The 25,972-nt window shown below is 49.5% G+C and carries 23 protein-coding genes; 7 read left to right on the top strand and 16 right to left on the bottom strand.

From position 1 onward, the window contains the following. Nucleotides 1-8: 8 nt before the first annotated feature. The 3 genes from GA004_RS05860 to GA004_RS05850 form a co-directional block, all read right to left on the bottom strand. On the bottom strand, nt 9-554 hold the full coding sequence (locus GA004_RS05860) for an iron-sulfur cluster assembly protein (protein ID WP_283396376.1): 546 nt from the start codon (nt 552-554) through the stop codon (nt 9-11). 13 nt (nt 555-567) lie between these two features. Then, nucleotides 568-2,358 (bottom strand): signal peptide peptidase SppA, encoded by a 1,791-nt coding sequence (gene sppA, locus GA004_RS05855; RefSeq protein ID WP_283396375.1) that lies wholly within the window; start codon nt 2,356-2,358, stop codon nt 568-570. Nucleotides 2,359-2,491: 133 nt separating this feature from the next. Next, nucleotides 2,492-4,420, bottom strand: coding sequence for a carbon starvation CstA family protein (locus tag GA004_RS05850; RefSeq protein ID WP_283396374.1), 1,929 nt, complete (start codon nt 4,418-4,420; stop codon nt 2,492-2,494). Between the two features lie 229 nt (nt 4,421-4,649). Here GA004_RS05850 and GA004_RS05845 point away from each other — a divergent pair, with 229 nt between their 5' ends. Further along, entirely contained in the window at nt 4,650-6,140 is a 1,491-nt protein-coding gene (locus GA004_RS05845) for a TonB-dependent receptor (RefSeq protein WP_283396373.1), read from the top strand. 108 nt (nt 6,141-6,248) lie between these two features. Next, nucleotides 6,249-7,739 carry a hypothetical protein gene (locus GA004_RS05840; RefSeq protein ID WP_283396372.1) on the top strand — a complete coding sequence of 497 codons (1,491 nt, stop codon included), beginning with the start codon at nt 6,249-6,251 and terminating at the stop codon, nt 7,737-7,739. A 39-nt stretch (nt 7,740-7,778) separates the two neighbouring features. On the opposite strand, the gene xylB is transcribed toward GA004_RS05840, so the two are convergent. From xylB to folE2, 9 genes are all read right to left on the bottom strand, one after another. Continuing rightward, complete coding sequence (gene xylB, locus GA004_RS05835) at nt 7,779-9,290, bottom strand: xylulokinase (RefSeq protein WP_283396371.1); 1,512 nt, start codon at nt 9,288-9,290, stop codon at nt 7,779-7,781. Between the two features lie 342 nt (nt 9,291-9,632). Then, on the bottom strand, nt 9,633-10,469 hold the full coding sequence (locus tag GA004_RS05830; RefSeq protein WP_283396370.1) for a CopG family transcriptional regulator: 837 nt from the start codon (nt 10,467-10,469) through the stop codon (nt 9,633-9,635). Nucleotides 10,470-11,277: 808 nt separating this feature from the next. Continuing rightward, complete coding sequence (locus GA004_RS05825) at nt 11,278-12,195, bottom strand: outer membrane lipoprotein-sorting protein (RefSeq protein WP_283396369.1); 918 nt, start codon at nt 12,193-12,195, stop codon at nt 11,278-11,280. A 40-nt stretch (nt 12,196-12,235) separates the two neighbouring features. Further along, nucleotides 12,236-12,673 (bottom strand): preprotein translocase subunit SecG, encoded by a 438-nt coding sequence (gene secG / locus GA004_RS05820; protein ID WP_283396368.1) that lies wholly within the window; start codon nt 12,671-12,673, stop codon nt 12,236-12,238. Between the two features lie 118 nt (nt 12,674-12,791). After that, entirely contained in the window at nt 12,792-14,015 is a 1,224-nt protein-coding gene (locus tag GA004_RS05815; protein ID WP_283396367.1) for an LL-diaminopimelate aminotransferase, read from the bottom strand. 179 nt (nt 14,016-14,194) lie between these two features. Next, a complete protein-coding gene (locus GA004_RS05810; protein WP_283396366.1) occupies nt 14,195-14,845 on the bottom strand; it encodes an NAD(P)H-dependent oxidoreductase in 651 nt (216 codons plus the stop codon). A gap of 58 nt (nt 14,846-14,903) precedes the next feature. After that, nucleotides 14,904-16,505 (bottom strand): L-aspartate oxidase, encoded by a 1,602-nt coding sequence (gene nadB / locus GA004_RS05805; RefSeq protein WP_283396365.1) that lies wholly within the window; start codon nt 16,503-16,505, stop codon nt 14,904-14,906. Continuing rightward, nucleotides 16,505-17,557, bottom strand: coding sequence for a quinolinate synthase NadA (nadA, locus tag GA004_RS05800; protein ID WP_283396364.1), 1,053 nt, complete (start codon nt 17,555-17,557; stop codon nt 16,505-16,507). The genes nadB and nadA overlap by 1 nt, the downstream gene beginning before the upstream one ends. Before the next feature lie 97 nt (nt 17,558-17,654). Continuing rightward, a complete protein-coding gene (folE2, locus tag GA004_RS05795; protein WP_283396362.1) occupies nt 17,655-18,638 on the bottom strand; it encodes a GTP cyclohydrolase FolE2 in 984 nt (327 codons plus the stop codon). 358 nt (nt 18,639-18,996) lie between these two features. On the opposite strand from folE2, the gene GA004_RS05790 reads away from it, so the two are divergent. From GA004_RS05790 to pyk, 3 genes are all read left to right on the top strand, one after another. Next, nucleotides 18,997-19,260, top strand: coding sequence for a PLD nuclease N-terminal domain-containing protein (locus tag GA004_RS05790; protein WP_283396361.1), 264 nt, complete (start codon nt 18,997-18,999; stop codon nt 19,258-19,260). Between the two features lie 90 nt (nt 19,261-19,350). Beyond that, nucleotides 19,351-20,142 (top strand): MBL fold metallo-hydrolase, encoded by a 792-nt coding sequence (locus tag GA004_RS05785; protein ID WP_283396360.1) that lies wholly within the window; start codon nt 19,351-19,353, stop codon nt 20,140-20,142. 71 nt (nt 20,143-20,213) lie between these two features. Beyond that, the gene (gene pyk / locus GA004_RS05780; protein ID WP_283396359.1) at nt 20,214-21,662 is read left to right on the top strand and encodes a pyruvate kinase; all 1,449 of its coding nucleotides are present in this window, start codon (nt 20,214-20,216) and stop codon (nt 21,660-21,662) included. Nucleotides 21,663-21,674: 12 nt separating this feature from the next. On the opposite strand, the gene GA004_RS05775 is transcribed toward pyk, so the two are convergent. Continuing rightward, nucleotides 21,675-22,007 carry a DUF2064 domain-containing protein gene (locus GA004_RS05775; protein ID WP_283396966.1) on the bottom strand — a complete coding sequence of 111 codons (333 nt, stop codon included), beginning with the start codon at nt 22,005-22,007 and terminating at the stop codon, nt 21,675-21,677. A 295-nt stretch (nt 22,008-22,302) separates the two neighbouring features. Continuing rightward, nucleotides 22,303-23,697, bottom strand: a complete 1,395-nt coding sequence (locus GA004_RS05770) for a hypothetical protein (RefSeq protein ID WP_283396358.1) — start codon at nt 23,695-23,697, stop codon at nt 22,303-22,305. A gap of 320 nt (nt 23,698-24,017) precedes the next feature. Here GA004_RS05770 and GA004_RS05765 point away from each other — a divergent pair, with 320 nt between their 5' ends. Continuing rightward, nucleotides 24,018-24,164, top strand: a complete 147-nt coding sequence (locus GA004_RS05765; protein ID WP_283396357.1) for a hypothetical protein — start codon at nt 24,018-24,020, stop codon at nt 24,162-24,164. Nucleotides 24,165-24,241: 77 nt separating this feature from the next. After that, nucleotides 24,242-24,631: a DUF255 domain-containing protein gene (locus GA004_RS17940; RefSeq protein WP_343218843.1), complete on the top strand. Its 390-nt coding sequence runs from the start codon at nt 24,242-24,244 to the stop codon at nt 24,629-24,631. 255 nt (nt 24,632-24,886) lie between these two features. Here GA004_RS17940 and GA004_RS05755 read toward each other — a convergent pair whose 3' ends face one another. Then, nucleotides 24,887-25,309: a DUF6941 family protein gene (locus GA004_RS05755; protein ID WP_283396355.1), complete on the bottom strand. Its 423-nt coding sequence runs from the start codon at nt 25,307-25,309 to the stop codon at nt 24,887-24,889. A gap of 48 nt (nt 25,310-25,357) precedes the next feature. Then, a complete protein-coding gene (locus GA004_RS05750; protein ID WP_283396354.1) occupies nt 25,358-25,969 on the bottom strand; it encodes a hypothetical protein in 612 nt (203 codons plus the stop codon). Nucleotides 25,970-25,972 lie beyond the last annotated feature (3 nt).

Below are 25,972 nucleotides of genomic sequence, written 5' to 3'. Positions count from 1 at the left end.
CGATTCGATTAGGATGAGTCCAAACCAAGTGCCTTCCGGCCCGTGTCCGAAATCATCTGCGGGCTCCAAACAGGGTCCCAAACAATCTGAACATCCGCGTTTTCCACTTCGTCTAGTTGCTCGACGCGATTTTTGGCATCCTGTGCAATCGTAGGTCCCATACCACAGCCTTGAGCGGTCAGCGTCATCTTAATTGAGACGTCCCTTTTCCCCCCTTCCAGCTGGTCAATCCGCAGGTCGTAAACTAAACCCAAGTCTACAATGTTGACAGGTATTTCAGGATCAAAACATTGCCGCAAAGCCGCCCAAACGGATTCTTCCGAAAACTCGCCTTGACCCGAGACTTGAGCAGATACTCCGGTTTCACCGAGGTCCACTTCTTCAAGCGCATCGATATCCAAATTAGATATCCGATAGAGCCTTTTCCCGACTCGCACAGTTACATTCCCTCCCAACGTCTGGGTGATGTAAACCGGTGTATCCTTCTCTAAGGTTATTGCAGTTCCCTCAGGAATAATCGTTGCGCTGCAATCTCTAACTAGCCTCGTTTCCATACTCTAGTTTTTCCTAGTTCGCCTCCATGTTGTAAGGGAGAATCGCATACACTCCTTTGGGATCATTCCACTTTGCAATCGAACTAATTTCACCCAGAACCGACTCAAATTTCTCAATTGCGGGGTTAGACTGGCGAATCGAAGCGCTACCAGTCAAATTTTTCATTAGTTCCTCGAGGAAATCAGTGGGCTTGGGGTAATCTTTTACCGGAGCGCCCTCAGTCATATCCGCCATCTTCACCGCATGAGCAATGGCTTTTTCCAGCCCACCTAACTCATCCACTAGCCCTAATTCAAGCGCGTCTGCCCCTGACCAAACTCTACCTTCCGCAATCTTCTCGATTTTATCCAACGGCTGATTTCGACCTTCGGCGACCTTGCGAAGAAAATCCGAGTAAACCTCGTCCACCTCTCTTTGGATAATCGCCATTTCTTCCAGTGACTTAGGACGTGATATGGACAACGCATCAGCAAACTTTCCCGTCTTAACGACATCAAACGTAAATCCATGGCGGTTCGCGATCTCCTTAATATTCATAAACATGCCGATAACCCCAATTGAACCCGTTATCGTGTTGGGTTCCGCATAAATTTTATCCGCATAGGTCGATATCCAATACCCGCCTGATGCCGCAACCGTTCCCATGGAAACTACCACCGGTATTTTGCGGTTCGCCAGGCGAATCTCGTGCTGTATTTCCTCGCTAGCCAATGCTGATCCACCGGGACTGTTTACCCGCAGAACGATAGCCTTAACTTTCTCGTCTTGGCGAAGCTCTCTAATTTCCCTGGCTAGTTTGGTGCCACCGACTTGGCCAACATTTCCTTCACCCATAACAATGGTGCCTTCGGCATAAACAATTGCAATGTGGTCCCCACTAACGGTTTCGCGTGATGCCAGAATGTAGTCGGAAAGAGATGCAGAATTGTATTCCAATTTTTCAGATTCATCGTCCGAGACCTCTTTAAGTGTTCTGATCACCGAATCTGCAAATCCCAGTTCGTCAACGATTCCTGCCTCGAGCGCATCTTTTGCAGTGAGTAGTCCCTTTTGATCGACAAGAGACTGAAACTGGGCTGAGGACATTTCCGCTCTTTCAGACAACGCCTCTACGTACTCGTCCCAAAGATCCTCTAACAATGCTTCCGTTTGCTCCCTCGCCGGTGCACTCATTTTTTCCATAACAAAACTTTCCGCCGCCGACTTGAACTCTCCTGCCTTAGTAACCTGAACTCCGATACCGTACTTTTTGAAGAACCCGGCAAAGAAAATTGGCTCCGAAGCCATTCCCACATTCATAATAAGCCCTTCAGGATTCAAAATTATCTTATCCGCAGTCGACGCAAGATAGAGATCCTTGTCTGTTGGATACACAAGATGCGCGATAACGGGCTTTCCAGAAATTTCTTTAAAATCAAGAATTGCTTCCCGTACTTCCTTGAGTGCGGCAAAACCGGAGCCGTAGTTGCTCGATTTCAAGGAACCTCGAAGGTACAGCGCTTTTATACGCATATCATCCGCCGCGTTATCCAGCGCTCTCAAAATATCTCGTAATGCATAGTTTTGAGGTCCGACATTTCCTAACGCCTCATTTATAAGCTGTTCCTGAGTAAACGAAACGGGTGAATCCTGAATATTGGCGTCCATATCGAAAACCATTACGCTTCCCTTCTTAACCACCGGCTCTGGAGCTGACATGCTGGAAAGTGCCCCCACAAATAATATGATTAACATAAAACCCCCGAAAAACACAAACGCTATGGCCAGCACGGAGGCGAAAAACATCTTCAGAAATTCCTTCATAACGTGTATCTAATCTCGTCAAAACACACACATTAGCAATTCCTGCAGCAACGTAAATTTGCAGCCAAGCACTATAGACCGAATTTTTACGAAATCTTCTGAGTTTTCCCTAATCAGCTATGAGTATCGCCACTCAACAGGAACGACCCCCTTCAGACTGAGGTTCCAACACTGCAGTACCAGGAAGGCTGGGGAGACCTGGCTCCAGAACTCCTTTTGCTTTGGGCCATGCTATCAACGCCTCGGCGATCATCCAAATTTCAAGCGCCATGGTCGCCAAACCAATAAAAACCAAATGCCATTGCTGCAATGCCAGCCAGCCATTGGGTTTAAACAGTTCAATACCCATAGCAATTCCAGGAAGCAGCAACATGAGGACGGTTGGAATCGCCACGAAGAAAACCGGCAAATTGCGACGCCACATCCAAAATGTAATGACGAGAAAGGCGAGCCCGCCGAGCAACTGATTGGTCGCTCCGAAAAGCGGCCAGAGGATGAGCCCTCCCTTCCCCGCTGAATCCCATCCCCAAGGGGAACCGGGCAACGGGATAGCAGCTATAAAACCTGCCGTGAGAATTGCGAAAATAGTCGCCCCATGCTTGCCCGTAAGCCATGCGACGGGATTCCAGCCGCCTGGTTGGCTCGCTTCACCTTCCTGTTCGTAGGACTTAGGGGAAAAAGTAGAGGCTAGCTCCTGGATCACATAGCGTTGGAGGCGACACGCAGTGTCAAGTGTCGTCGCGGCAAAAGACGCTACGAAAACGCTCATAAGGGCGATCGCAAACGATGCCGGCAATCCCATCGCCCGCAGGAAATTCGCCGACCCTTCGATAAAGGCTCCAATTTTGGCTCCAAGACCCTGTGCGGTGGACCAAGAAGCATAACGAGCTTCATACGCGGCGTCGCCAACAAATATTCCCCCGTCGATAGACGCCGCCCCAAGGCCAATCCCAGCAACACAGGCCAGAATAACGAGTGTCGCGAGGAACCCTTCCGTAAGCATGGAACCATAACCTACAAACTGAGCATCCATCTCAGATTTGATTTGCTTGGAAGATGTACCCGAAGAAACAAGACAGTGAAATCCGCTCACGGCTCCACAGGCGATCGTAATAAAGAGAAACGGAAATATCCACGGAGCGCCTTCTGGAGCCCAACGGAATGCGGGTGCCACAATTTCCAGGCTGACTCTACCCGTTCCGGCTGAAACGGGAGCACCTCCCACTAAGGCTGCAACCGCAAGTCCGACCACGACTAACGCTAGAGCCGAGAGCAGCTGCAGCGAGTTGATAAAGTCGCGAGGCTGTAGTAAGATCCAAACCGGTAAAACTGAAGCTACATAGGAATAAATCAGAAGTACAAGAACCCAACCAAAAAGGCTTAATCCATCATTCAGCACTCCCGGCTCGCCCCCTAGGCTGTAGTTTACCGCATGGAAGATTCCCCATTCAGCAAATATGATTGAAAGATACATTATCGCTAGAGCGATGATTGAGGGAATGAGAATATTGACCCCCTTGCGATGCAGGGATGCTCCAATAAAAACGGCGATCGGGATTTGCACCAAACACGGAAAAATCGAGGATGGATACAAATCAAACACATTGGCGATGACGAGGCCGAAGATCGCCAACACAATAGTCAGCGCCATAAAGAGAATGGAAAGAAACAGTAAGCGGGTTCGCTTTGTGAGAATTCGTCCTGCAATATCCCCTACAGTTTGGCCTCGATTTCGCATGGAAACAACGAGGCTGCCAAAGTCGTGGACCGCGCCAATCAATATCGAGCCGAAAAGAACCCATAAAAGTGCAGGGACCCAACCCCAGATGACCGCTAAGGCAGGTCCAACAATAGGCCCCGTCCCGGCAATCGATGTGAAGTGGTGACCAAAGATGATTCCTTTGCTTGTCGGAACATAGTCTTTGTTGTCATTCAACGCAACGCTGGGAACCGTCGCCTTCGCGTCCAGTTTGAATATTTTGCCGGCGAGCCATTTACCATAGGTGTTGTAGGCAACGACATAAAGTACTCCGGCGGCCAAAGCGATAAGAAGAGTCTGCATGGATTATATAGGGAAAACTTTAGACGAAGAAACGCCCACACCGAAGGGCTACCGTCGTATTAGAGCAACACTATTGTTGCAACTGCGTTTTCTTCAATTCGCTTAGAATGAATCAATTGCCCCTATTTTAGAACTTCGGTACCAATCTTGCTGAGCACAGGGCAACGAACGCATTTCTCTTTGAGCAATCGCATCTGAGCGTATGGGGAATCGATTCGGCAACCGTCTTATGACTGAATTTACAAAAAGCGAGCCCCTCACCACCAACCGGAAAGCCTTGTCGGTAAATTTAGATGACTCCAAGTATGGCACATTCGCCGAAATTGGAGCCGGCCAGGAAACGGCTCGCAACTTTTTCCAAGCAGGAGGCGCCGCCAGAACGATCGCGAAAACTATTTCGGCGTACGACATGACCTTTAGCGACCAGATTTACGGGAAGTCCAAACGCTACGTTTCCCGCGGTAGGCTCATCACAATGCTTGAGACCGAGTATGATCTACTCGAACAAAGACTGGGAAAAGCCGACCCGGAAAGGACGTTTTTCTCATTCGCCAATACCGTTAAAACCCGACCCTACCAAGGCCCGAACGACGCTCATGGCTGGATCGGCATCCAATTCCAAGCCGACTCCATCGATCCACCGAGCAAGATATTCCTGCATGCCCGCATGTTTGACGAATCCAATCTGGAACAGCAACACGCGGTTGGAATACTAGGCACCAATCTGATCTATGGAGCATTCTATCTGCGACATCAGCCGGAAGAACTAATCGAGTCACTACTCGACAACCTCTCGCCCAATCGAATCGAAGTAGATCTCATAAAATTTGATGGTCCTGAATTCGCCGCGATCGACAATCGAATCATGAACCTTCACCTGGTGAGGAAGGGACTTACGCAAGCGGTCATGTTCTCACCTGAAGGAAAAGTCGAACTCGCCTCCAATGCCCTCTACAAGAAGGCGGTGCTCGTAGAACGGGGCAGTTTTCGACCCGTTACAAAAGTCAACATCGACATGCTCAAATGCGCCGGGGGCCAGTTCATTCAAGAGCCCAGCCTGGTGGAAAAAGAGATCATTGTGATGGCGGAAATCACCATGAACAATCTACAAGCTAGCGGCCAAATTGATTACGAGGACTTCCTCCATCGTATCGACTCTCTCGGGACAACCGGCAACTACACACTCATTTCCAACTACTTTGAATTCTACCGGCTCAGCCAGTATTTTAGGCGTTACACCAAGGAGATGATCGGAATCGCCATGGGCATCAACAACCTGCTCGAAGTCTTTAACGAGAAATACTACACTCACCTTCCTGGAGGAATTCTCGAAGGATTCGGCCGCCTGCTTCGAAACTCAGTTAAACTGTACATCTACCCGATGAAGCAGAACGCATACCGGCACTATCTGGAAACACGGTCCAACGGCGGCGAAACGACCCATAGCACTACTCCCCCACCTAGCAAAGGAATTGCGGACGAGCTCGTCATCAATTGCGAAAACCTTCGAATCGATAACCGGTTGTCTCACCTCTACCAGCACTTGCTGCAAAACGGTTATATCGAACATATCAGAGGTATCGACGAGTCGCTTATGGATATATTCTCCCGGGACATTCTCGATCGAATTGCCAGTCGCGACAAATCCTGGGAGGACATGTTGCCCGAAAAAACCGCCACTTTCATTAAAGAGAATCAGTTATTTGGCTACGAATCCTGATCAAGCAACGCATTCGCCGAAGCAATGTAAACAGGGTGCGAAAGATTCGCCTAAGCCAATTGAGATGCTTGGCTTTTTCAAACGGGGGAATATGGTCCCCCGATGTAGATGAGCGACGCGACTAACTTGGTAGGAACGAGGCGGATCGAAAAGCCGAAAATCAAGGATCTTGCGATTCGATTAGGGGTCGTCCAACGAGAGGCAAAAGAGCTCGGCATTCCAGCGCTCGTTCTAATCGAAGGACTAGATGCCTCAGAAAAAGGTGCTCTTTTAAACCAAATTCTACTGGAAATGGACTCTAGAGCCTACGAGGTCTATTCGACCCATGCCAGTCACATTGAACCACGGGCCTATCCCTTGCTTTGGCGGTTTTGGAACCATACTCCTTCTCGAGGAAGAATACAGTTCTATGATCGAGGACCCTACTACCTCGTTCTGGACGCATGGGCAGAGCAGGCGATACGCGAGAAGGATCTCGGAAAATACTGGAGCCACATACGCAATTTTGAGAGGCAGTTAAACGACGCCGGGGTCGCAATCACAAAGATTTTTCTCACCGTTCCCCAAAAAGAGCAGGCCAGGCGACTCAAGAAACTTGAGTCAAACCCCAAGACGGCTTGGCGAGTGAGTTCCAAAGACTGGAAACGGCACAAGCAATACAAGCCGTATATGGAACAGGTTTCAGAAATGGTCAAAGCGACTGGCTCCCCCTTCGCTTGCTGGGAAGTTATCGACACTAAGGATACTCGAGGCGCTGCGGTCAAAATTTATCAGACGATTATCGCAAAGTTAGAGTCCGCAATTGAGCAGAAGAAAAAAGAAGCTCAAAAAACAATTGAAACCCATTGGATTCCTTACAATGGGAAGAGCTATTTATCGGAAGCCAAGTTCACAAAGCCGATGGAGCGTAGCAAATACAAACAGGAGTTGAAGCTTCGCCAACAAACAATCGATGACTTGGTTAACGAAATATACTCGAAGCAAATTCCCGTAGTCCTAGTTTACTGCGGTTGGGACGCAGCGGGTAAAGGAGGCTGTATCAAGCGGCTAGTCCAGGGAATTGACCCAAGATCCTATCACGTGACACCCGTTGGAGTACCTACTTCAGTCGAACTAGATCATCACTACCTTTGGCGATTCTGGGAACGTATGCCTCGTAGAGGTCGCTTGGAAATATTCGATCGTTCCTGGTACGGACGGGTTTTGGTCGAGCGGGTGGAAAAACTCTGTTCCAACGAAGAATGGCAAAGAGCCTATGGTGAAATCAACGAAATGGAATCCCACTTGAGTGACTACGGCACCGTAATCATAAAGTTCTGGCTTCATATCGATGCGGAAACCCAATTCGAGCGCTTTAAGGCACGGCAAGAGAACCCGCTCAAGCAGTGGAAGATAACTGACGAAGATTGGCGTAATAGGGAAAAATGGGACCTTTATGAAGAAACCATCAACGAGATGATTTCAAAGACCGACAAACCACACGCCCCTTGGACAGTCGTGAACTCGGTTTGCAAAATGCGTGCCCGCATCCAGACGCTCGATACAATTATCCATCGATTGGAAAATGCGATAATCAATACCAAAATCCCCCCGTTATAGCCGCCAAGTCTGTTCGGTGATCTCACTTTTTCCCAAGCCTCACTTGAAACGAGCGTGATCTTTAAATACCGTTTCTAAAGTCTGGGACAACTGAGATTGAAACGACTGAAGTTCCTCATACCGAGACACAGCGGACTCATTCGGATCCAAGCGGGTCGATTCGTCGAGTGAGGTGGCCCCTTCCACGACGGACTCGATCGTTGTTTGCGGATCGCAGTTTCGAAGTACGCACCAGACTGACTGCAACGCCCCTCCCAGCGCCGCGCCTTCATCCTCCTTCATACAAACCACAGTCACGCCGAAAACGTCGGCGATTATGCGTCTCCAGGCAGCACTACGCGAACCACCTCCCGTAAGTCGAACTTCATTCGTTGTCACCCCTAACTCTCTTAGTCGCTTCAACCCAAAATTCATCCCCATCGTAACCCCCTCTATCGCCGCTCTAATCATATAGTCGGGATTCAGAGTATTGCGGTTAATTCCCATCATTACACCCGATCCGCTAGGAATCGACGGAGTGCGCTCTCCATCTAGATAGGGGAGCAACACCAATCCCCCCGACCCTATCGGCGCCCGACTTATGGAGTCGCTCAAAGCATCGTGGTCTTTTTGAAAGAGCGCTCTAAACTGCTCGGATACTGTAGTGACATTCATGGTGCACATCAGTGGCAGATACCCTCCCGTAGAATCGCAAAACGCAGCGATTTCCCCTCTCGGATCCAAAACCGGTTTTTCATTGTATGCGTAGATTGTCCCACTCGTTCCAAAACTAGCAGTCGCTACCCCCGGAAGCACGTTGCCCGTCCCAATCGCTCCCATCATATTGTCACCCCCTCCCGCACTGACCATAACACGTTGAGACAGGCCATACTTCTCGGAGATTTCGGGCCGCAGATTTCCACAAGGTTCGCTACTGGAAGACAAGGCAGGTAGGTAGTCCTCAACACACGGGTCAATCGCCTCAATCACCTCTATACTCCATGATCGGGTCCGGATGTCCATGACAGCTGTTCCCGATGCATCCCCATACTCCATGAACATCTCCCCGGTAAGATAGTAGTTTAGGTAGTCATGAGGTAACAGGATGTGTCTCAGTTTAGAAAAGTTCTGCGGTTCATTCCGCTTCATCCAGAGAATTTTCGGGGCCGTAAATCCGGGAAGAATGCGGTTCCCAATCTTCTCGATTGACTGTTCTTCACCGCCCAAAGCTTCAGAAATTAGCCCACACTCATCCAAAGTACTGGTATCACACCACAGCTTAGCCGGTCGTATTACTTTTCCAGACTCATCCAATGGAACGAATCCATGTTGCTGTCCACTGACTCCGATTCCCTCAATGGCCGCTCTGTCAACTTTATCCAACGCTTGAAGTATGGCAATGTCCATTGCCTGCGTCCATTCATCAGGATTCTGCTCCATGTGCCCGGAGGGCAAATTTTTGATAAGCGAATGGGAAGCTCGTCCGTCAGAAATCACGCGTTTGGATTCTGCATCGTAAACTACGGCTTTGACACTCTGGGTGCCACTATCAATTCCAAGGAAGAGGGACATAAATTGTTATATTGGTATTCAGGAAGCGTTACAACCGAATCTCGGAAACTCCGATGGCAGGACCGGACTCTTCTTTGATCTTTCCGCTCGATTGGCAGAACCTCAATGATAAAACACTTCCCCTGGATCCTACCGAATCCTTCAGCGGCATCTGCTATTGATCGGTCAGGAGCCACACCATGCCTTTTTCGATAGGAGTAGTAGGCATCCCCATTTACCCGCTTCCGTTTGACCTGAACCTTTATACAAAGCTCCTACATTTCTTCACCCAAACCAGAAAGAAAAAAGCCGAGGCTAGATGCCTCGGCTCTCGAAATGAATCTAAGAAAATAGTCCGCTATACTACTTCTTTTTCTTAGCTGCCTTCTTTGGAGCTGCTTTTTTCTTAGGTGCTGCTTTTTTCTTAGGTGCTGCTTTTTTCTTGGGTGCTGCTTTTTTCTTAGGTGCTGCTTTTTTCTTGGGTGCTGCTTTTTTCTTAGGTGCTGCTTTTTTCTTAGGAGCTGCCTTCTTTGGAGCTGCCTTTTTCTTAGGTGCTGCTTTTTTCTTAGGTGCTGCTTTTTTCTTAGGTGCTGCTTTTTTCTTGGGTGCTGCTTTTTTCTTAGGTGCTGCCTTCTTTGGAGCTGCCTTTTTCTTAGGTGCTGCCTTCTTAGGTGCTGCTTTTTTCTTAGGAGCTGCTTTCTTGGCCGCCTTCTTTGGAGCTGCTTTCTTGGCCGCCTTCTTTGGAGCTGCTTTCTTGGCCGCCTTCTTTGGAGCTGCTTTCTTGGCCGCCTTCTTTGGAGCTGCCTTCTTGGCCGCCTTCTTGGCCGCCTTCTTGGCCGCCTTCTTGGCCGCCTTCTTGGCCGCCTTCTTTGGAGCTGCCTTCTCAATCCCAGATTTAGCAGGGTTGCCAGGTAGGCTTTCTAGAGCGGCACGAAGTAACTCTCCGATGCTTACTTTTTTGCCCTTCGCGAGTCTCACGAGAGCATTCTTTTGTTTTAGTGGAAGCCGAACCGAAATCTGACGATGCGACTCTACCACCGGTTTAAAGGAGTTGTAATCAAATCCCGAAATCGCATGACGAATGATTTCGCTTTTTGATACACCACCAAGTTTGGACTGATATTTGTCCAGAACTGCGATGAGATCTGCCTTCAGATCGAATGTGAGAGGTGAACTCTCGGCGCTTTTCTTTGCTGCCATTGCTGTAGTGTGGTTATAATATTTTAACAGTATTGTTTTGAGGACGTGAATCGCACCTCTTTTCTTTTGATACTACCATCCTGTGTAATTTCAACAACATTCGTGTTATAATAATCTGGTTACACCCATTTTTCCAAAAAAGTCGAGTTTCAGTACATTGTATTCAAAATATTTGTCAAAACCGAAGAGCAAAGACCCTAATCTAGATAAATTCACCCTATTTCCGCTAACTGTCAGAGGTACCCAACCTCAAAATACAGTCAAAACCGCCATTTTTACCGTTCAGAATCTTGAGAAAGCATAAATCTAAAGTGCGTATTGCGCATTACCCTACTCCATTTCTCAGTTTTGGATCGAGTTCCAGGGCTGGCCAATTGTATCCAGACATTGGCAACCTCACAATCCCATCTAGTACAGCAGCTTGGATACGAACCCCATTTCACTTAGGTTTACATTAGGAAAATTTCAATACTCAAAATATGCGGTAACACTTGCCCTGCTTTCTCAATGCCAAGGCACTTGATGCCCAATCTCTCTTCCGGTGGCTCCTTCAACGAGGTCGAGAAAATCTGTCACTAGAAAGGCTTGGTCTAATCACGCCTTCCACCATGGGTGACTGAAGGTTAATTACCTGTTCCCTATATGGGGTCTACGTATCATAATACCATGGACAGTAACTCGGTCAGCCCACCAAAAAGTTAATTTCAATGATCAAGACCATTTAAGTATCTCGATCCTGACACAGAAGGTATTCAACCGGTACTGGAGCTATGCGAATACGTTGGTGAGCCTCAAAAAAAACGCCGAACTACTGGACGGATTCAAACGTCTCTTGCCTGACAATCGAGATCGTCTGATGTTGCAAATCATCCATCAAAGACTGAGCGGTAAATAGACTCGCAGGCAATTCCAACCCCATCTTTGCGTCCAATATTTTAAGTCGTGTCTTGTCACGAGTCACTTCATTGCGAACATCTAACTCTCTAAAAATCGTCTGACCATCCACCTTGTCGACACCGATGATATAGATTGTTTTCAGCTTCGTCTTCTCAGGGTCAAAAATCTCCGTTTGAGTTAGGACGTTGAACTGGTCGTTTATAAAGATCCGCACACCTCCAATACGTTCATTTAGCAACCGATCCCCTTCTGGCGGATACATCCAGAAAAGATGGGTTGGGCTTCCCCGGAATGTCGTTCTGCCTTCATAACGAAATTTTGGCCAATAGACGTGCGGAGCTAGTAGATCGAACAAGCTAAACTCCGATCCAGCTATGGGTTCTAGAGCGGCCTCTGAATCAAATACAAGCGGCGGGCCTGTTTCCCCAGTCCGCTTGCCCATGGCATAGGAATCTTGGCCGCTCTGCAAAAGCAATCGCAAGACCCGCTTCTCAATCTGGCTCCCGTTCCCATCCACATCAACTGCCTGCTCAACTATGTCGATCCGACTAATGGGACCCCTATCTGACCGATACCCGTATATCTCCCCGTTCAAGTACCAAGCTCCCTCCCGCCTCGGCATATTTTTAAGCTGCACGCGCCAGTGATACCCGCCATCCCAACCAAAAGACCGAAATCGCTTCAAAATCTCCCAACCCTTTTCCTGGCTCGGATTTTTTCCTAGCGTATCCAATGGGCTCGAATCTGAAATCCTGCGCTGGGCATTCGAGGAGAGCATTAGCAAAGCCGCCAAACAGGCAGCCACAAAAAAGGCCGGAATCTTGCGCATTGAGCGAATAGACCCGACCATCGGAAAAAAGTTTTACGACTTACTCGCTTTTCGTTTCTTCAGTGGCCGCGGCTTCCGCTTCGGTGGCTAAAGAATCGACCTGGTCACCCAAGGCGTCCGCTGCCTCGTCTGCAGCTGATTCAGGACCCGATAGCGTTTCCAGCAATCCTGCAGCATCCATTTCAGGTGCGGCGAATTCCGGCAGTGCATTCTCATCTGCCATTAGCTCAACGTTATGCAAATAGATGTAGGCCAAACCTAAACCGAAAACCATAACGAAAAAGACGATTGCCGTATTCCTCGTTATCTTGGTTAGAACATTGGATGTCTCAGCACCTAGAGCGGCTTCTGCCATTCCTCCACCCATTGCAGCGCCCATGCCTCCGTTGGCACTTCCTTTTTGCATAAGTACAACAAGAATGAGAAACAAGGAAAGAAGAACGAGAACGATCGTAAGAATGTCGGCTAGAATGCTCATAAGAACCGCAGACAGTCGAAAAACGATCCCAGCTTGTCAAGAGCGTATGAACAAGGTTCTGAAACCCTGCTTTCAGGCTCCCTGGCCCGCGAACGGGCAGATTTTAAGATCGCGTGGACTAGGCTAAGGCCTTTCGAATTCTCTTCATCGCTTCCTCAATATTCTCCCGGCTATTGAATGCACTGATCCGAATATGGCCCTCACCGCAGGAGCCAAATCCCGCGCCTGGAGTGCAAACCACTCCCGCATCGTTCAGCAAGGTATCAAAGAACTCCCAGGAAGGTCGGCCCGCATTAATCCAAACGTAAGGAGAATTATCTCCTCCAACGCAGGAAAAACCGAGTGCTTCAATCTCCGCCCTTACAATCTTCGCATTAGCCAAATAGAAATCGGTTAAGGCCTTAACCTCCGCCTTGCCAGCTTCACTGCAGACCGCCTCAGCTGCTTTTTGAACAGGATACGAAACTCCATTGAATTTGGTGCAGTGACGGCGGTTCCACAATGCGTGGACAGAATGCTCTTTCCCCGTCGAGCCGGTTGCGACCAGACCATTAGGAACCACAGTGTAGGCGCAGCGTGTTCCGGTAAAACCCGCGTTCTTGGAAAAACTGCGAAACTCGACCGCTACATCACTCGCTCCCTCGATTTCGTAAATGCTCTGCGGCAAAGACTCGTCCCTGATGAAAGCCACATAGGCCGCATCAAATAGGATCAGCGCACCTGAAGCCTTTGCGTAATCCACCCAGGCTTTCAACTGTTCCCTAGTCGCCATCGCTCCAGTTGGATTGTTCGGAAAACACAGATAAACCAAATCTACCGCCTCTTCAGGGATCGACGGAACGTAGCCATTTTCCGGAGTCGACTCCAAGTAGACAAATCCCTGGTACCGGTCGTTGATGTTCTCACCCGCTCGGCCGGCCATTACATTGGTATCCACGTAGACTGGGTACACGGGGTCGGGAACCGCGATCTTGATGTCCTCAGCGAAAATTTCCTGGAAATTCCCGCTATCACACTTTGCGCCATCGCTAACGAAAATTTCGTCGGCAGAAATGTTCGCGCCCCTGGCCTGAAAGTCGTTTTCCGCAATGGCCTTGCGCAAAAACTCGTAGCCTTGCTCGGGTCCATAGCCATGGAAACCGCTTCGGGTACCCATCTCATCGATCGCAGAGTGAAACGCAGCTCGGCACGTTTCTGGCAACGGCTCCGTCACATCGCCAATCCCCAACTTGATGATTGAACTATCGGGATTCGCCTCCTGGTAGGACGCGATTCGTTTCGCGATATCTGAAAAAAGATAGGAAGCCTTCAGCTTCAGGAAGTTCTCGTTGATGCGGATCATGATTTTAGAAGTGTCTCCAAACTGTAACAAGGGAGACTCGAAAAAGTTCGAGAGCTGTCAACCTCTGAGGTTTCTAGATCTACGAAAGCCAGTCCACACGGCCTGGTGCTTCAGTACCCATCCAGAATGAGCCGGGCTAGCGATCTTAACGTATTCGGATCGCGGGTCCTGCCAATGCACTAGCGCCTTTCGATCATTTCCTCCTTGCGAAATCGTGCCTTGTTCATGGTAGCGTACTTATCGCTTTCAGCACGGTATCCCAAAGCGCAGCCGAGCACCACGTGATAATCAGTCCCATTTAATCCAAGGATTTCGTCGTACTTGTCCGCTTGGATGCCTTCCATGGGACAAGCATCAATTCCCAGAAGAGCCGCGCTGGACATCAACTGGCCGATCGCAATATAAACTTGGTGAGTGGACCAATGCTCAATCCATCCCTCACTCACTCCTTGAGCCACGAAACCTCCGGCAAATTGCTTATAGCCTTCAAGACTTTCCACCGAAACATTTCGACTGGCGGCAAGACAATCGATGAAATTGCTCACGTCTGCTTCTGCGAAGTTTCTCTTTATCGCAAGAGCCACCATGTGAGAACAATCCCTTGGCTGAGGCTGATTCCAAGAAATCTCAGGAAGCTGGTCTTTGATTGCCTGGTCTTCTATTAGATAAAACTTCCAAGGCTGTAGCCCAAACGACGACGGAGTCAACACAAGCGAATCTTCTAGCGCAGAAACCAGTTCTTCCGGAATCTCCTTACGGGAATCGAATTCTTTGACGGCATAACGCCATTTGAGTTGCTCCAATAGATCAGTACTCGAGATCGTTGACATGGTTCGAACTGTTTGGTTTTTTGCTGAGAGGGCAATTACAAATACAACGCGGACGAGCCTATTTTATTTCGTCCGTGGCTGCCGCTAGGGTATCAACTTCATCATCTCCAACCACGACAAAGTGGCTTCCTTTACTTTCCGAGTTCAAACTCGCCGCATGAACGACGAGCAAGGCAGTTCGAACCGCATTGCGAAGATCAATCAAGGAACGGGTTAACCGGTTGCCCGAATAAAACTCGCTGATCTCCTGCTCCAGTTCCAATAGAATTCGCCTTGCCCGGTGCAGGCGACGCGAAGATCGGATCAAGCCAACGTAATTCCACATAGTACTTCGAATCAGCCGCATGTCTTGCTGGATAAGCACCTCGTCAGGACTCTCGTCCGGGCTTTCCCAATCGCGAACGGCCGGCAAATGGAAGTTAGCCGATCGAACATCTTGGCAATCCGCTTCCGCCGTTAGTTTCGCCGTTACAAGGCACTCGAGCAAAGAAGTGCTCGCGAGGCGATTCGCTCCATGTAACCCTGTACAGGCCGTCTCGCCAATCGCATTCAGATTCAAAACTGAGGATCGACCTTTGAGATCCGTAAAGACGCCACCACAGCTATAATGGGCCGCCGGGGCAACCGGTATCGGCTCTTTGGCGATGTCCACTCCACTCTCGAAACACCGCTGGTATATGGAAGGAAAACGTTCTTTAACGAAATCAGATTTCATCGACGAAAGGTCGATATAGACGCAACTTTCCCCCGAAGAAATCAGTTCCTGGTGAATTGCCCGGGCCACGATGTCACGAGGGGCCAAAGACTTCATTGGATGAATCGTATCCATGAATGCTTTACCTTCACTATTTACGAGCACACCTCCCTCCCCGCGCACCGCTTCCGAAACGAGAAACAAGGGACAGTTCTTCTTGAGGAAAACGGTCGGATGGAATTGAATGTACTCCAAGTCGATCACTCGCGCCCCCAATCGCTTGGCCATCGCGACTCCATGGCCGACGACCCCTTCCTGATTGGTTGTATTCTGGAAAATCTGGCCCATGCCACCCGTCGCCAGAATCGTCTTTTTCGCAATGATGGCCCGAATGTTCCCGGTTTGGGTATCCAGGACATAAGCCCCGATACAGGTAATTGGCTTGTACTTGTCGAGCGGATCAAGCGAATTGTGCGAAAGCGTCAAAAGGTCCACCGCAACCGTGTTGGTCAAAACGGATACGTTTTTCAAACCCACCACATGCTCGTGCATGTTAGTCAGAATCGCCAAACCCGTAAGATCTTTGGAGAAAATGATCCTACGGTCAGTGTGGCCTCCTTCGCGGGTATACTTAAGATCACCCGTTTTCTCGCGGTCAAACGGCACATTAAGCTCATCCAGCAAGAGCGACTGCACCGCTTCCTGTCCATGTTCGACCAGCGAGTCGACCGCCTCTGGATTCGAGGTACCATCAGAGGCGGATATGATATCCCGCTTGAGCTGCTCCGCATTTAGGGACGTATCGAAAATGATACCCCCTTGAGCCCATTGGCTGTTCGCTCCCTTGGAAAGTTCATTCGAACACACAAGTGTGACCGACATTCCTAGCTGGGAAGCGCAGTGGGCATAGGAACAGCCCGCCAGTCCTGCTCCGATGACCAGGCAATCTGTCCGAATCGTATCCACTAACTCATTTCGAACATCCGATCAATCGAGTGAAGCGCTTTCACGCGAAGCGACTCTTCGAGTTCGACTATTTGCTCAGGTCGAGGCAAAACGAGAATATCCCGAATCTTTTCCAGAGAGTTCATTTTCATGTAAGGACAGAGCTTGCACCCTGAAATAAATCGCTTTTCCGGACTCTCAACTTCAATGCGCTCCACCAACCCGCATTCTGTCAGCATCATAAAGTACGGCGCTTCCGTTTTTTTCACGTAATCCATCATGCCCCCCGTACTTCCAACGTAGTCGCTTTTGCCCGTGATTTCCATCGTACATTCGGGGTGGGACACGACTTTCAAACCTGGAAACTTGGTCCGCGACTCGGCAATCAGATTAGGATCAAACTGGTCATGCACAATACAAGTACCATCCGAAGAGATTATCTTCTTTTCGATACCTCTCCTTTTCATCTCGACGCGGATATTGTCCGCCATTAAACGATCTGGGACGAACAGGATCTGCTTTTGCGGCATGGCCGCAACAATCTTGTAAACGTTGCTCGACGTCACACAAACATCACACTCGGCTTTCACCTCTGCAGTGCTATTAATATAGCAGACCACTCCGGCTTCGGGATAGGCCGCTTTGAGTTCTCGCAGCTGCTCACCAGTCAGCGAGTCTGCTAGAGAACAACCGGAGTTTCGATCAGGCACGAGGACCTCGGCTGCTGGAGACAATATTTTTGCCGTCTCCGCCATGAACACCACTCCTGAAAAGATGATTCGACGCGCTTTCGCCTCCCTCGCTTTCATCGATAGAAAATACGAATCGCCGGAAAAGTCAGCCACCCCGTAGACAATCTCTGGCTCCACGTAGGAGTGAGCCAGTATGATTGCCTCTTTTTCCTTTTTGAGGGCGTTGATCTCCAGGGTCAATGGCGCGACCGAGCAGCACGTTTCGATATTCCAGGAATGCCGGGAATCACAATCTACGTGCATGAGTTTGGCAAGCAGACGCTCCGCCTCGGTTTCAATTTCCGTTTCTGAAAACGGTGCCTCAATCGTCGTCCGTGACATTGTTGTGAATTAATGTAGAGGTTAAGGTGGAGGATTCCAGTGAAGTCCGCAACTCATTGTTGCCGTCCCTCTGTAAAAGGATGTCTCGTTCAGCCAGCTAGCAAATTAAATCGTTGAAGTCTGAAAAGTCTGCTTGGTGACCCCCTTCAACTCCTTTGCAAATAACAGACACCGCGTCGTGCGAATGCAGCGATTCCAAATGCGAACACGCTACCTGAAAGTCGGCGATACGGGGATCTGCATTCAATTCTTTAAAAATCGACCTCGCGGCATCCTCGACAAATTTAATGTGGGCCCCGTTCAACTCGGCGAAGGCTTGCTCGTCCTCTCGCTTGACCATCACTTGTGTTTCGGTCTTCAGCCCATTTACGCAGTGCCCTTGAATCTCTTCTAAAGACAAGTCCGCCCCTTCAGCAAGCGTGACCCAAATCCGCGCCTTGCTTCGCTGGGAGTGGGGAATTGAATAAACGTTTCGCACATCGCGAGCATGTTCCGCCAACTCAGCTGAGCAGGGACAGGCCGACGAATAGATGAAGTCGAAAACAATTCGTTTCTCGAATACCCCCATCTTCGAAAGTCGACCTTCTAGAGCGCTTTGATAGTATTGGTATCCATTCAAGCCACTTCTTAAACTTTCCTGAGCAATCGGGTAATTAAAACGCAATGCCACACGGGCATCCAAACTCTCCACCTTTTCCCGAAATTTATCTAGCACCTGCTTGATCGTGTCTAAAGTGAACGCCTCATCTTTGTGCTCGTAGAACGAACGCATGATACGGGACATGTTGATCCCCTTGAGACTCGCTTCCAAGGAAACGGTCCCTACTACGCTAGTTTCGAGTTCAATTTCCGATCCATCAAGTCGGCGGTACTTCAATGGCAAACGAAAGTTGGAGACACCTACTTGCTGGATCGGAACGGAAGCTCCATGCATCAACTCCACCGAATCCATTATATCTGGCATCGAGTCCCGGTATTCCTCCGAGGGTCGGAACAAAGCATCGTACCCACGCGCGATCGGAGCCTTTGCTTCGGCTTCGGTCTTATGCAGGTACATTTTTGGCTTATCTTTAGTGGACATAAACTTACAAAATAAAAACAGTCGGCTGAGCAGTGGATTCAACGTTCCAACTGCCCCATTGACGGCTCTCGCCCCCAAATCGTCGCATATCCGCCAGCAACCTGCCAGACCCGCCACGATCCGAAATTAGCAATCAGCCACTAGATACCCCGAAAAAAAAAAGGCAAGCTCTGCCTTTTATTCCAAAGTAACGAACTAGATCGATTTCGTACCCTATCGAGGAAGGTTCATCACGATCACACAACCCGATCCCTTGATCTTTACCTTGAAATATCCCTCTGAAAAAGAAAAATCCAAAAATTCCATCTATTGACACCGAGTCTCCAAACCCTCCTAGCTTCCGATCACAACATCTTCCATGGAATCCTCCGCCCAAGACATTTCACTTATACTCCCCGTTTTCCTTTTCGTGTGTATGGGTCTCGTGGGTTTTTCCCTCCTCGGTTTTTGGATCTGGATGCTGGTCGATTGCATCAAACACGAATCGGATGAGGGAAACAACAAATTGATCTGGGTGCTCGTAATCCTATTCACCCAACTGCTCGGAGCTATCATCTACTTCTTCGTCCAGCGCAGAGAGCGACTGCGAAAACAGAACTCATCAGCATCAATTTCGCTGTAGAACGAATCCCGCTTTCGAACAATTTTGCCCCCCTTCCATTTCGCATTTGAGTTCCGCCGTGTCTCCGCGTCATTGTGTTCTTCGATGTCCATGCAGTTCTCGATCCTTGGCAGTAGCAGTTCCGGCAATAGCGGACTCTTGATCACGGAAAACTGCAAAGTCCTCGTGGACGCCGGTTTTAGCTGTAAACGAATCTGCGGCATGCTCGAGGAACGCGGTGTCCAGCCCGAAGAAATCGACGCCATATTCATCACCCACGAACACAGCGATCATACCGCGGGCATTTCTACATTCGCCAAGAAATTCAATCCAGTCGTGTTCGCCAATATCATGACGGCTAAGGCGGTTCAGCCCAAGCTAAAGCACAGGCCTGACTGGAAGATCTTCAACACCGGATCGACATTCGAGTTTCGAGATCTTACCGTTGAAAGCTTTTCGGTGCCGCACGATGCCCACGATCCAGTCGGATTCAAGTTCAAGAGCGGCCGCGGCGACGACCTGTTTTCCCCCATCCGCAGTCTCGCCTGGCTAACCGACCTTGGGTTTGCCCCTGTCGGTATTGCCGAGCGCATTCGAGATGTTGATACGCTCATCGTCGAATCCAACTATTGCCCTCAATTGCTTGAACGGGACGAAAAACGCCCCTGGTCAATCAAACAGCGCATCAGCGGCCGGCACGGCCACCTTTCCAATCGGGCGGCTTGCGATCTGCTCGAATCGATCGATAGCCCAAGCTGGAGCCAGGTTTTCCTCGCCCACTTGAGCCGAGACTGCAACAGTGCCGACGCTATCCAAAATGTATTTTCCGGTTTGAGACAGCGATCCTCTTATCGTATCGATACCATCGAAGCGGGCGAAGGCTCAGCCTTACGTTTGGTTTGATCGTTGGGCATCTACTTACGCCGACAGATTGTCCCTCCATTCGCTTATTTAGGATCCCTAACCTAATTACTATGATTCACAATCCACCTCGAAGAGCGCGACGGACAAAAATCGTCTTCACCATCGGTCCCTCTACCGATAGCGAAGAAATTCTCGAGACTTTGATGTCGGTTCACTTTGTCGATGTGTGTCGCATCAACATGGCTCATGCGAACCACGACTATGTGCGTAAGGTTTGCCGTCGCATTCGAAGTATCGGCGAAAAGATCGAGCGCCCCCTTTCCATCATGATGGATATCAAGGGACCGGAGATTCGCACCGGAGTGGTCGAAAAGCCAATCGTGCTCGAAGTCGGCCAGCTCTTCGATTTCATCGTCTCGCCTGATGCGCCATTGTCTGAAGATTTTCGCTCAGTCAGTGTCAACTACCCCAATCTCGCAAGAGGGATTGAAGTTGGCGGTGATATCCTCGTAGACAACGGGCTCATCCGTCTTGAGGTACTTGAGAAAAACGACCAACGAATTCGCTGCAAAGTGATCATCCCGGGCGAGCTTCACAGTCGGCGGCACATCAACCTACCCGGATTCAAAGTCGACTTACCTCCTCTCACCGAAAAGGACCAAGGAGATGCCTTGGTGGGAATCGAGGAAGGCGTTGATCTTTTTGCCCTTTCTTTCGTGCGCGAAGAAAACGACATAAGAATCCTTAGAGGATTTCTCGACGAAAATGGAGGTCACGACGCACGCATTGTCGCCAAAATTGAGGACCAGTCAGCAATTACCAACTTAGAAGGGATCATCGGAGAATCAGATGCCCTCATGGTCGCTCGCGGTGACTTAGGCATCGAGTGCCCGTTCGAGACTCTGCCCATTATCCAGCACAATGCAGTGAAGTCCTGCCTTCGCTCGGGCAAGCCGGTCATCATCGCAACCCACATGCTTGAATCGATGATTTCCAATCCGATTCCGACTCGAGCCGAAGTCTCGGATGTTGCCATCGCCATCGAAGAAGAAGCTGACTGTGTCATGCTTTCTGGTGAGACCACAATTGGCAAATACCCGATCCAATGCGTGGAAGCGCTTACGAAAATATCCAAAGCAATCGATCAGGAAGGAAAGAAATTCAACTTCGCCCAGGAACTTGCCCTCATTACTGACAAGGCTCGTATCCAACATTCGGCTGTCATCATGGCCAACGAGTTGGATGCGGTTGCGATTCTCTGTTTTACGCGAAGCGGTTCCATGGCTCGCGGGGTATCCGCTCAACGACCACGAACCTCGCCTATATTCGCGTTTACCAATTCATTCGATACCGTTCGAAAACTACGCCTCCATCACGGAGTCGTACCCTTCCAGATGATTTTCTGCACCGAGCCAGAAGCCACCGTGGCTCGGGCCATGAAGGTTCTAGTAACACGCGGGTACTTGAAGTCCGGTGATAAAATAGTGCTCGTCTCAGATACCCTTGCAAGCGATCGTGTCATCGACAGCATCCAACTGAGAACCGTGGATGAATACTAGAATATCGAAACCTTAAGTATCGGGGAGAGACAAGCACTGCCAGAGATCTGCATCTACAAATTTGCGTTGGCTTAACAGGTCCTCCCAATCATCCACGTCTACGCGTTGTTCCAACAGTTTCACCGCTTTGTCCAGCAACCGTATTCGATCGATGGTCTCTTTTAAGACAGACGGACTTCCCCAATTGATTCCATGGAATACTGAAGGTTCCAAGGACTTAATACCTAGTAAATAGTATCCTCCATCCGATGCGGGACCCAAGACGAAGTCGGAGCAGTCCAATGCCAAAGCGGCCTTCTGCAAAGCTGGCTCGTCAAGCCCGAGGCAGTCTGCTCCCAGAAAAATAATCTTTCTCTCAACGCCGTCCTCCTAACACGATCGAGCGGCTCGTATCATCCAATCCCCCAAATCTCCCTCGCCCTGGGGCCTCATAAGCGACCGAGAACCGAGCCACTCTCTCATCATCGATTCATGGCCACCCTGCGAAAACCGAATCTCCGTCTCCCATTCGGCTGGGATCACATTCAATTGCCGGATCCCCATCCACCGGTAGAGTTCCAAGGCTGCCCGGTCGCCAACACTCTTGGCGAGTCTCGTTTTTACGCATCCCAATTAGGGCGCCCTGTACATGAGGATCGCCCTAGTAGGAACGGACATAAAATCCACTGCTCTTCGAACCGCATGTGAGCACGTACCACAGGATGCCGATCAGAAAGGGTATCCACAATGCGACGCTGTACCAAGAGCCAAGCGCCACAGGCCCCTCTCCCCCAAGATAGGATGCGTAATAAATAAATGCGGACAAAGAAACCAAACGAAAACCTAAGTGCATCGTTCCTAGAGCAAAGGGGGCCATCCACAAAAAGCTCGACGGATAAACCGCTACTGCCAAGACGAGATAGGTCCCTGTGTAGAGATTCGCGAAACGCTCCATGCTCGAGTTTCGGAATACCAACAACAAGGATATCACGAGAACAAGCCAGAAGAAAAATTCGGGACTCAATCCGACACCTATCCGGCTCAAGGTTCCTGGAACGAGTGACAAAGTATCGGGGAAGACGCTCGCTGAAAAGGGCGAGATCATCTTCAAATCTGTGTTCAGCGATACCGAGCCCCAACCATTGAACGCGATCAATGGGATCAAGCCCACAAGCAAAATGGCTATTCCTGTTTTGATGCCCGATTTTACTAGGACGCGCCAAAACATCCAAATAACGATAGGTAGAAAGACAAGATTCATGGCAGCCGCGAGTCCCATTAACAGTGCCGCGAAGCTAACCATTTGACCAGGCCCACCACTCAACCCTCCATTGGTGCTGATTATGACTGCACCTCCTTTCCGGTCAACCCAAGCTTCCCAAATGAGGAATCCCCCCAAGGCGGGCAGGAGCATCAGGCTTTCCAAATGCCCTTCCCCTGCTACTGAAAACACAACCAAAGGATTCCACCCGTATAAGGCAGCTTTCCGGGAGCCGTATCGCATTGCCAGAATGATGCATATCCAAATATCTACTACGACTAGTATCGTTTTGATACCCCACTCATTAAAACCCATCCCATGCAGAAGCCTAAATATAGCTAGGCTAAACGGCGGCTGGCTTGAAACCTCATCTTTATCTCTTATCCGTTCCCACACATCGCCGCGCAGCAATTCCAGTTCCTGGGCTCCCGGCGCAACCTGATAAGGATTGAAGTTTGAATCCAAAACTTCACCTTCCCACATTCCCCGGACCAGATCTTCAGAAGCGGGCAGTGGCAGAAACAAAAGTCGGCCTACGACCGCTACGCCAATCATGAGCCACATCCAACCTTTTCCATTGAACCAGCTCAGAAAAAAACCGACCGATGCCAACACAGCCCCCGCAAGGAAACTTGATACGTTTTCACCCAGCTCGGGTGATCCCGCAACGGACATTCGATAACACCCAAGCAGAAACAGAAATGCAGAAAACAGAAAGAGAATTAACTCTTTCTTGGTAGCTCGATAAAATACCGAGCCAGAAGATTTCTCATAATATGAAAGGGAACCTAACATCAGAGCCTAGCCAATAAGTTCCTAATAGTTAGGCACTTAATTTGATATCGAGGATTCAGCATTGAGGGATTCTCAAACGGAGGATTGTGCAATTGGGTCTTCTTCAAAAATCGCGCCTCCTTCCAGGTCGATTCCTGGCAAGCAAATCGCTCAACAAAGCCACTTTATTTATCCCGTTCTAGCAAGCCGCAATCCATTCATAGGCATATTTTTCCATCCCTAAAACGTTCTGGACAGGAGATCCGCCTCCTTCGCGGCCTGAAGAGCATCGGCTGCCAAATAAGCTTGCAGGCCCTCTCACTAATCCTGTCTCTAGTTATATGCTAGGCCGCAACGCCACTCAATCCGTGATCATCACCGCTCTCACGCTTAGCGGTATATGGGTCTCCGCGGAAACCTCCCCGTCTGACGCCACCCCCAATCGGCTCCTGTCAGAGCAATCGCTCTATCTGCAACAGTACGCCTAAAATTCGGTAGACTGGTTCCCATGGGGTGACTAGGCGTTCGAAAAAGCGAAAGCGGAAGAAAAGTCGTTCTTCTCTCGATCGGCTTCTCCACTTGCCACTGGTGTCACGTGATGAATCGCGAGTCGTTTTCCAAACCCGAAATAGCCGCCTATCTCAATGATTATTTCGTTTGTATCAAAGTCGACCGCGAAGAGCGTCCCGACGTCGACGGCGTTTACATGAACTTCGTTCAGCAACTGACCGGTAGTGGAGGTTGGCCCCTCAACGTTTGGCTCACCCCAGACCGTAAACCCTTTTTTGGCGGTACCTACTTTCCTCCAGACCGGAGAAGAGGAACGCAAGTCGCCACATTTCCCGAACTGCTTAGCCGTATTCACGATATGTGGAAGAAGGATCAGGGTAGTGTGGAGCCGGTCCCAATTTTCCCAGTGCCGCCAACCTCTCCTTTCTACTCAAAACAAACGTAGTAAAGGAGGTCAGCGACGTTCAGCGAGAGAAAGCCAGACAAATGACTTTGGCTTCACTGAAAGCCATCATGACAGGCACCAGTCAGAGGTTTATCTGGCAGCATCTCCCACTTATTCAGAGCGCTCAAGCCATCGAGGGGAAACCGACCGCCTATTTGTGCGAAAACTTTGTCTGCCAGCTCCCCGCTCGATCACCGGAAGCGCTCAAAAAACAACTTGCTCATCTAGTGCAGTAAAACGGGAGAGGGAAAGTCCTCAATTATCCATCGTTCCACGCACTTGCTTCTTCATTGCGCGAGCTACCGTTAAAGGAACGGTTCCTTGGAGAGTCTCATCCATAGAAAGAGCGATTTCATGGTTTCCAAACTCTTCAATTTTCAACTTGTTGAGGTTCAGAACCATATTAACTGCGACAGAGGCCCGGTTGGGCGGAACTTTTACTGAGAAATTCGCCTTCATTTCAGGCATCAGTTGTACGCCTTTGCTGTTGCGTAGACTGATTTTCAACTGATGGGGGCCCACCTCATTCCTCCCAAACCTTAGGCGAGTCACGATACAGCACCGCTCTCGAACGACCGGCGTCTTGGGAGCGGCGATTCCCTCAAAGACTCCCAGTACATTGAGCCGACCTTGATAATCGGTCGCAGCATCGCAAATCGCTAATAATTCGATCTTCATATTTGGCGCGAGCGAGCCAAAGAGGTCTCCAATTTTTGTCGTCCTTACCTACCCAATCTGTCTTAGGGCTACGGGTGAGTCGAGAATCTCTTTGAGCACAATAGCCCGTCGTAAAGCCTCCGGATCATCGAGACCGTCCAAAACTCGAGCGTGTCGTTGAAAGTTCAGAGCGTTCTGCATTTCATTAGTAATGGGACGTTCGTATGCAGTACCGACATCGCTTAAACGTGCTTGGGCCGAGATTTCACGCGACTTTCGAAGACGCTCTTCGGCTTCCTTACGCTGTTCCTCGTAGAAATCCAGTAGATTTGTTTCCTTGGAGAATGGAGGAAGAGCACTCTCCTCCGATCTAGGGAATACTTCTACCTCTGTGAATTCTCTGGAAGATTTTCCCGTTTCGGTATTAAGAGGCTGAGCGACTTCAGGTCTTGGTAAATCAGGTGGGTTCTCCCGCTGCACCGGAGCATTACCTCTCTGCTGTCGCTCAATAATCTTTCGCCGAATCTCTTCCTGGATTTTTCGTGCCCGATTATCCGCTTCCGGATCTGGAGCCACCTCTTCTTCCGCATTCTTTTTAACTTTGCTTGTCCCTAAAAAATATAGCAAAGCGATAACTATCGGAACAAGCTTTTCCAGATTATCTAAAAACCAAGTATCCATTAG

The sequence above is a fragment of the Candidatus Pelagisphaera phototrophica genome, assembly GCF_014529625.1.
Taxonomy (GTDB): Bacteria; Verrucomicrobiota; Verrucomicrobiia; order Opitutales; family Opitutaceae; genus Pelagisphaera; species Pelagisphaera phototrophica.
The sequence above is the reverse complement of the archived record's forward strand: the minus strand, read 5'-3'. Positions and strand labels throughout refer to the sequence as shown.

Excerpts from the sequence above, each read along its gene's own strand:
- GA004_RS05860 (WP_283396376.1), bottom strand. The coding sequence starts at position 554 with ATGGAAACGAGGCTAGTTAGAGATTGCAGCGCAACGATTATTCCTGAG.
- sppA (WP_283396375.1), bottom strand. The coding sequence starts at position 2,358 with ATGAAGGAATTTCTGAAGATGTTTTTCGCCTCCGTGCTGGCCATAGCG.
- GA004_RS05850 (WP_283396374.1), bottom strand. The coding sequence starts at position 4,420 with ATGCAGACTCTTCTTATCGCTTTGGCCGCCGGAGTACTTTATGTCGTT.
- GA004_RS05845 (WP_283396373.1), top strand. The coding sequence starts at position 4,650 with ATGACTGAATTTACAAAAAGCGAGCCCCTCACCACCAACCGGAAAGCC.
- GA004_RS05840 (WP_283396372.1), top strand. The coding sequence starts at position 6,249 with ATGAGCGACGCGACTAACTTGGTAGGAACGAGGCGGATCGAAAAGCCG.
- xylB (WP_283396371.1), bottom strand. The coding sequence starts at position 9,290 with ATGTCCCTCTTCCTTGGAATTGATAGTGGCACCCAGAGTGTCAAAGCC.
- GA004_RS05830 (WP_283396370.1), bottom strand. The coding sequence starts at position 10,469 with ATGGCAGCAAAGAAAAGCGCCGAGAGTTCACCTCTCACATTCGATCTG.
- GA004_RS05825 (WP_283396369.1), bottom strand. The coding sequence starts at position 12,195 with ATGCGCAAGATTCCGGCCTTTTTTGTGGCTGCCTGTTTGGCGGCTTTG.
- secG (WP_283396368.1), bottom strand. The coding sequence starts at position 12,673 with ATGAGCATTCTAGCCGACATTCTTACGATCGTTCTCGTTCTTCTTTCC.
- GA004_RS05815 (WP_283396367.1), bottom strand. The coding sequence starts at position 14,015 with ATGATCCGCATCAACGAGAACTTCCTGAAGCTGAAGGCTTCCTATCTT.
- GA004_RS05810 (WP_283396366.1), bottom strand. The coding sequence starts at position 14,845 with ATGTCAACGATCTCGAGTACTGATCTATTGGAGCAACTCAAATGGCGT.
- nadA (WP_283396364.1), bottom strand. The coding sequence starts at position 17,557 with ATGTCACGGACGACGATTGAGGCACCGTTTTCAGAAACGGAAATTGAA.
- folE2 (WP_283396362.1), bottom strand. The coding sequence starts at position 18,638 with ATGTCCACTAAAGATAAGCCAAAAATGTACCTGCATAAGACCGAAGCC.
- GA004_RS05790 (WP_283396361.1), top strand. The coding sequence starts at position 18,997 with ATGGAATCCTCCGCCCAAGACATTTCACTTATACTCCCCGTTTTCCTT.
- GA004_RS05785 (WP_283396360.1), top strand. The coding sequence starts at position 19,351 with ATGCAGTTCTCGATCCTTGGCAGTAGCAGTTCCGGCAATAGCGGACTC.
- pyk (WP_283396359.1), top strand. The coding sequence starts at position 20,214 with ATGATTCACAATCCACCTCGAAGAGCGCGACGGACAAAAATCGTCTTC.
- GA004_RS05770 (WP_283396358.1), bottom strand. The coding sequence starts at position 23,697 with ATGTTAGGTTCCCTTTCATATTATGAGAAATCTTCTGGCTCGGTATTT.
- GA004_RS05765 (WP_283396357.1), top strand. The coding sequence starts at position 24,018 with ATGCTAGGCCGCAACGCCACTCAATCCGTGATCATCACCGCTCTCACG.
- GA004_RS05755 (WP_283396355.1), bottom strand. The coding sequence starts at position 25,309 with ATGAAGATCGAATTATTAGCGATTTGCGATGCTGCGACCGATTATCAA.
- GA004_RS05750 (WP_283396354.1), bottom strand. The coding sequence starts at position 25,969 with ATGGATACTTGGTTTTTAGATAATCTGGAAAAGCTTGTTCCGATAGTT.